6 protein-coding genes are annotated in these 5,801 nt (G+C 70.5%); 2 read left to right on the top strand and 4 right to left on the bottom strand.

What is annotated here, in order from left to right; genetic code table 11:
- Positions 1–33 precede the first annotated feature (33 nt).
- The 4 genes from ACH9D3_RS17000 to ACH9D3_RS16985 are packed head-to-tail and all read right to left on the bottom strand — an operon-like array spanning position 34 to position 3,647.
- Complete coding sequence (locus ACH9D3_RS17000; RefSeq protein ID WP_396400465.1) at positions 34–438, bottom strand: universal stress protein; 405 nt, start codon at positions 436–438, stop codon at positions 34–36.
- The gene (locus tag ACH9D3_RS16995; RefSeq protein WP_396411835.1) at positions 435–1,988 is read right to left on the bottom strand and encodes a tripartite tricarboxylate transporter permease; all 1,554 of its coding nucleotides are present in this window, start codon (positions 1,986–1,988) and stop codon (positions 435–437) included. The genes ACH9D3_RS17000 and ACH9D3_RS16995 overlap by 4 nt, the downstream gene beginning before the upstream one ends.
- A 40-nt stretch (positions 1,989–2,028) precedes the next feature.
- Positions 2,029–2,589, bottom strand: coding sequence for a tripartite tricarboxylate transporter TctB family protein (locus tag ACH9D3_RS16990; RefSeq protein WP_396400463.1), 561 nt, complete (start codon positions 2,587–2,589; stop codon positions 2,029–2,031).
- A gap of 56 nt (positions 2,590–2,645) precedes the next feature.
- The gene (locus ACH9D3_RS16985; RefSeq protein ID WP_396400462.1) at positions 2,646–3,647 is read right to left on the bottom strand and encodes a Bug family tripartite tricarboxylate transporter substrate binding protein; all 1,002 of its coding nucleotides are present in this window, start codon (positions 3,645–3,647) and stop codon (positions 2,646–2,648) included.
- Between the two features lie 170 nt (positions 3,648–3,817).
- Between ACH9D3_RS16985 and ACH9D3_RS16980 the strand changes: the two genes are divergently transcribed.
- Together ACH9D3_RS16980 and kdgD are read left to right on the top strand one after the other, a co-directional pair.
- A complete protein-coding gene (locus tag ACH9D3_RS16980) occupies positions 3,818–4,702 on the top strand; it encodes a LysR family transcriptional regulator (RefSeq protein ID WP_396400568.1) in 885 nt (294 codons plus the stop codon).
- A 172-nt stretch (positions 4,703–4,874) separates the two neighbouring features.
- A partial coding sequence (gene kdgD, locus ACH9D3_RS16975) for a 5-dehydro-4-deoxyglucarate dehydratase (RefSeq protein ID WP_396411834.1) occupies positions 4,875–5,801 on the top strand: 927 nt, incomplete at its 3' end.

The raw sequence follows: 5,801 nt of genomic DNA, 5'->3' as shown, positions 1-5,801 counted from the left end.
CGGCGGCGGCGCCGCGTGGTGCTGGTCACCGGTTCAGAGGTGGGTCTCCCCGGCCTTCACCGCGAGGACCGGGCGGTCCGACTGCAGCAGGATGCGCTGGGCGTGCGAGCCCATGATGAACTTGCCCACCTGCGAGCGCTGGCGCAGGCCGATGACGATCCGGGACACGTCGTGCTCGCGGGCGAGGTCCAGGATCTCCTGGGCGAGGTCGTCCCGGTGGGACGGCTGGAGCACGGTGTGGGCCACCCCGGCGGTGGTCGCCGCGTCGGTGACGCGGCGGAGGTCGTCGTCGGAGGCCACCGTCCTGTCCGCCAGGGCCCCCTCCCGCACGGAGTTGACGATCAGCAGCTGCTCGCCGCGGAGTCGGGCCTCCTCGATGGCGGCCTCGACGGCGGCCTCGCCGACGGGAGTGGGGACGTAACCGACGAGGATGCTCATGAGTTCTCCTTGACAGGGGTGCGGTCGGGGTCCTCGGCGGCCGGTCCCTCGAGGGACGGCCCGGAGGTCCTGCGACGACGGAGGGCGGACTGGATGACGGGCAGCACGGCGACCAGCACGAACAGCAGCAGCAGGGTCGCCGAGATGGGGCGGGTGAAGAACCCGGTGACGTCCCCCTCGAAGACCAGCAGGGAGCGGCGCAGGTTGGACTCCAGCAGGGAGCCGAGGACGAACGCCAGCACCAGCGGGCCGGGCTCGAAGCCGTACTTCTTCATGAGGTAGCCGATGGCGCCGAAGACCACGACGAGGGTGACGTCGAACATCGAGTTGTTGATCGTGTAGGCGCCCAGCATCGTGATCAGCACGGTGATGGGGGCGAGGATGGCGCCCCGCACCCTGAGGATGCGCACGAAGACCCCGATCAGGGGGATCGACATGATCAGCAGCAGGATGTTGCCGATGTACATCGAGTTGACCACGCCCCAGAACAGCTCGGGGTCCTGCTGGACGAGCTGCGGGCCCGGCGTGACGCCCTGGATGAGCAGGGCGCCGAACATCAGGGCCATCGTGGCGTTGGCCGGGATGCCCAGGGTGAGCAGCGGGATGAAAGAGCTGGTCGCCGCGGCGTTGTTGGCGGTCTCGGGCCCGGCGACGCCCTCGATGGCGCCCCTGCCGAAGCGTTCGGGCTGCTTGGCCCGCTTCTTCTCCATGGCGTAGGCGGCCATCGAGGAGATCGTGGCGCCGCCGCCGGGCAGGATGCCCAGGAAGAAGCCCAGGACCGAGCCGCGGCCGATGGCGCCGGAGGACTGCTTGAGGTCCGCCCGCGAGGGCCAGACGTTGGAGACCTTGTCGGGGGCCTTGGCCGCGCGGTGCCGCTCCTCCAGGTTGTGGAGGATCTCGCCGATGCCGAACAGCCCCATCGCGACGGGCACGAAGTCGATGCCGTCGGCCAGGTTGAGGTTGCCGAACGTGAGCCGCTCGGCCCCGGTGAAGATGTCGCGGCCGACCGTGGCCAGCAGCAGCCCGAAGCAGGCGGCGATCAGCGCCTTGGACTTGTTGCCGTTGCTGATGGTCGCCACCAGCAGGATGCCGAGCAGCGCGAGCGCGGTGTACTCCGGCGGCCCGAAGTCGAGGGCGAAGCCGGCGACCAGCGGGGCCAGGAAGGTCAGGCCGACGATCGCGACGGTGCCGCCGACGAACGAGCCGATCGCGGCGATGCCCAGCGCGGTGCCGGCGCGGCCCTGCTTGGCCAGCATGTAGCCGTCGAAGACGGTGACCACGGAGCTGGCCTCGCCGGGCAGGCGGAGCAGCACCGAGGTGATGGTCCCGCCGTACTGGGCGCCGTAGAAGATGCCGGCCAGCATGATGATCGCCGTCACCGGTTCGATGCCGTAGGTCAGCGGCAGCAGGATGGCGATGGTCGCGGCGGGGCCCAGGCCGGGCAGCACGCCGATCAGCATGCCGATGGTCACGCCCAGCAGGCAGTACAGGAGGTTGGTCGGTTGAAGGACGACGCCGAAGCCGTCCAGGGCGGGTTGCAGGAAGTCCATGCGGGAGCCTTTGGTCGGTGGCCGCCGGTGGCGGCGGCCGTCAGAACAGGTGCGGGATCGACGTGCCGAGAGCGGTGATGAAGATCAGGTAGAACGCGACGACGACGAGCACCGAGTAGAGGGTCGCTGCCCGCCACGTCTCACCGCCCAGGAACTTCATCCAGATGAAGGACAGGAGCAGGGCGGGGATCTCGAACCCGATCACGGGCATGAGCAGCACGAGTCCCACGAGGCTCACGAGGCCGTAGGCGGCCAGCAGCGACTCCCGCGTGAACTTCTCCCCCTCTCCTCCGCGACGGCCCAGGACCATGTGGGCGAGGCCGATCACGACGGCCACGACGCTCACCACGAACGGCCACATGCCGGGGGCCGGCTGCTGCGGCGTGCCCAGTCCCATGCGCAGGGACAGCAGGGCAGCCGCAGCGGCCAGCACCGTGACCACCAGTGTCGAGCCGAGGGCCGCCATGCGGCCGCCGGGCGGGGGCCCCTCGGCCTCCCACTGGGCGGCGAGCTGCTCCGGGGTGAGGTCCTCGGCGGCCGCGTCCTCGTCGGCCAGGACCTCGGCGACCGAGACCTGGTCGTCCGTGCGGTGTTGTTTCATGGAGGCTCTCCTGGGTGTGGTGGTCGTCACGGCGGCGCGGGGTCTCCCGGGCTCGCCTACTCGGCGAGGGAGATGTCGTGCTCCTCGACGAGCTGCGCGTAGCGCTCGGCGAGCTCGGTCCACTCCGCCTCGACCTCCTCGCCGGAGACCTCCCACGGCGTGAGCAGGTTCTGCTCGTTGAAGTCCTGGTAGGTCTCCGACTGCACGGCGGCGTCGAAGGCCTCGACCAGCCGGGCCTTGACGTCCTCCGGAAGCCCCTCGGGAGCGGCGACCGCCCGGTACTGGGAGACCGGGACGTCGTAGCCGGACTCGACGGCGGTGGGGACGTCGGGCAGGAACTCGTTGCGCTCCTCGGAGAACACCACGATGGGCGTGACCTCGCCGGCGTCGATCTGCGGCTTCGCCTCGCCCAGCTGGACGGTGGCGACCTGCACCTGGTCGCCCAGCACGGCGGTCAGCGCCGGGGAGCCGGAGTCGAAGGGCACCTCGGTCCCGGTGATGTCGGCCTGCGCGAACAGCACGGTCTGGGCCAGCTGCGACCCGGTGCCCACGCCCGTGGTGCCGTAGCTGAACGAGCCGGACGCGCCCTCCACGTCCTCGAGGGTCTCGAACCCGGACTCGCTGCTCGCGACCATGACGTAGTCGTCCTGGGACAGGCCCTTGAGCACCTCGAGGTCGTCCAGCGACACGGCCTCCTCCTCGCCCACGGCCAACGGCGTGATGGTGATCAGCGAGGCGTTGAGCAGGACCAGGTTCTGGCCGTCGGGAGCCGCTCCGGCGACCTCCTGGGTGGCGAGGGCCCCGTTGGCACCGGGCTGGTTCACGACCGGCATCGGGACCCCGAGGTCCACCGCGGCGGCGTCGGACACGGCCCGGGCGATGAGATCGGTGGATCCGCCGGCGGCCTGGCCGACGGTCAGGGTGATGGGGTCCGTGGGGAAGTCCTCACCGGAGGCGCTCTCGCCCCCGCCGACGTTCCCGCCGCAGGCGCTGAGCGCGAGGAGCGACGTCGCTGCGGTCACGCCGACGAGCGCCGTGCGGAACGAGGTGTTCTTCATGGGTTCTCCTGAGTGTGTGAGGGACGGGAACCGCCCGACCGGGTCGCGAGAGCACTCGCGTCGCCATGGGCTGTGAGTGGCATCACAGGCGAAGTGATTCCCGAGCCTAAAGAGGGAATATGATGCCTGTCCAAGCCAATTCGTGCATTGAGTAATACCCGGAGGACATGATGTTCACGCTCGACCAGGCACGCAGCTTCATCGCCGTGGCGGAGGAGCTGCACTTCGGCCGCGCCGCGGCACGGCTCAACATGACGCAGCCGCCCCTGAGCCGCCAGATCCAGAAACTGGAGAGGACGGTGGGGGTGGAGCTGCTGGAGCGGGACAACCGCCGCGTGGCCCTCACGGCCGCCGGGCGGGCGTTCCTGGTCGAGGCCCGCAAGCTGGTGGTCGCCGCCGACCGGGCGCCCCTCCTGGCGCGCCGGATCGCCGCCGGCCGGTCGGGCGTGCTGCGGATCGGCTTCACGGCAGCCTCCGGCTTCAGCCTCCTGGGCCCGCTGCTCAGTGAGATCGAGCAGGTGCTGCCGGACGTCGACGTCGACCTGCAGGAGCTGGTGACCAACGAGCAGCTGCAGGCGCTCGAGAACGGCGACCTCGACCTCGGCCTGGCCCGGCCGCCCTTCGACACCGAGCTCTTCGAGTCGCAGCTGCTGCTCGCCGAGGACCTGTACGTCGCCGCCCCGGCCGACCACCCGCTGAGCACCCTCAAGCGGCCCGTCACCTCGGCAGACCTCAAGGACCTCCCGCTGATCATGCACTCCCCGATCAAGGCGCGGTACTTCTACGACCACGTCGTGCGGCTCGTGGAGGTGGAGCACCGCAACGTCGTCCACACCGTCAGCCAGGTCCTCACCATGGTGGCGCTCGTGGCCGCGGGGCGGGGGGTCGCCTTCGTCCCGGAGTCCGCCCGGCTGCTCGGCATCGACGGCGTCTCCTACCACCGGCTGGCGAGCAGCTCCTCGGGTTCCGTCGAGCTGCACGCCCTGTGGGACCGCAGCTCCCGGAACCCCGCCCTGCACCACCTGCTCGACCTCCTGCGCACCCAGCTGCACTGAGCCGCAGTGGACTGCGCGGCGCCCCACCGCGCCGCACGGACCGGTCCGGTGATGCTTTCAGCGCATGACTCCATTCAAAAATGGCCTTGGACAGCATCAAAAGTGCTCCCTAGGGTGAGACGTGATTCACAGGCGGACCGCCTCACGACAACCCACGCAAAGGATGACGACCGTGGCCACACACACTCCCCAGGAACTGGCGGACAAGCTCAAGGACGGCCTGCTGTCCTTCCCCGTCACCGCGTTCGACGCCGACCTGCTCTTCGACGAGACCGCCTACCGGCAGCACCTGGCCTGGCAGGCCTCCTTCCCGGTGGCCGGGCTCTTCGCCGCCGGCGGCACCGGGGAGGGCTTCTCCCTCACCCCGGAGGAGACCGCCTCCGTGGTGCGGGCCGCGGTCGAGGAGGTCGGGGACACCGTCCCCGTGCTCGCCCCGGCGGCCGGCAACACCGCCCAGGCCGTGCGCAACGCCCACGACGCGGCCGCCGCCGGCGCGGAAGGCCTGCTGCTGCTGCCCCCCTACCTCACCGAGTGCGACCAGGAGGGACTGCTCGCCCACGCCTCGGCGGTCTGCGCGGCCACCGACCTCGGGGTGATCGCCTACAACCGGGCCAACGCCGTCTACTCCGCCCAGACGATCGCCCGCCTCGCCGAGCGCCACGAGAACTTCATCGGGTTCAAGGACGGCATCGGCGACATCGAGCACCTCACGAAGGTCTACGCCGCCAACGGGGACCGCCTGTTCTACCTCGGCGGGCTGCCCACCGCGGAGACCTTCGCCCTGCCCCTGCTCCAGCTGGGCATGAGCACCTACTCCTCGGCCATGTACAACTTCGTCCCCGAGTTCGCCCTGGAGTTCTACCGCGACGTCCGGGCCCAGGACCGGGCGGCGGTCACCGACAAGCTCAACCGGTTCGTCCTGCCCTACATCGAGATCCGCGACCGGGCGAAGGGCTACGGCGTCTCCATCGTCAAGGCCGGGCTGCGGGCCGTGGGCCGCGACGCCGGCGGCGTGCGCCCCCCGCTCCAGGACCTCACCGACCACGACCTCGCCGACCTCAAGGCCCTCATCGACGCCCTCCCCACCGGCACCCCGGCG

This window comes from Kocuria kalidii (genome assembly GCF_044462225.1).
GTDB lineage: Bacteria > Actinomycetota > Actinomycetes > Actinomycetales > Micrococcaceae > Kocuria > Kocuria kalidii.
The sequence above is the reverse complement of the archived record's forward strand: the minus strand, read 5'-3'. Positions and strand labels throughout refer to the sequence as shown.

Coding starts and splice junctions, on each gene's coding strand:
- ACH9D3_RS17000 (WP_396400465.1), bottom strand. CDS start 438: ATGAGCATCCTCGTCGGTTACGTCCCCACTCCCGTCGGCGAGGCCGCC.
- ACH9D3_RS16995 (WP_396411835.1), bottom strand. CDS start 1,988: ATGGACTTCCTGCAACCCGCCCTGGACGGCTTCGGCGTCGTCCTTCAA.
- ACH9D3_RS16990 (WP_396400463.1), bottom strand. CDS start 2,589: ATGAAACAACACCGCACGGACGACCAGGTCTCGGTCGCCGAGGTCCTG.
- ACH9D3_RS16985 (WP_396400462.1), bottom strand. CDS start 3,647: ATGAAGAACACCTCGTTCCGCACGGCGCTCGTCGGCGTGACCGCAGCG.
- ACH9D3_RS16980 (WP_396400568.1), top strand. CDS start 3,818: ATGTTCACGCTCGACCAGGCACGCAGCTTCATCGCCGTGGCGGAGGAG.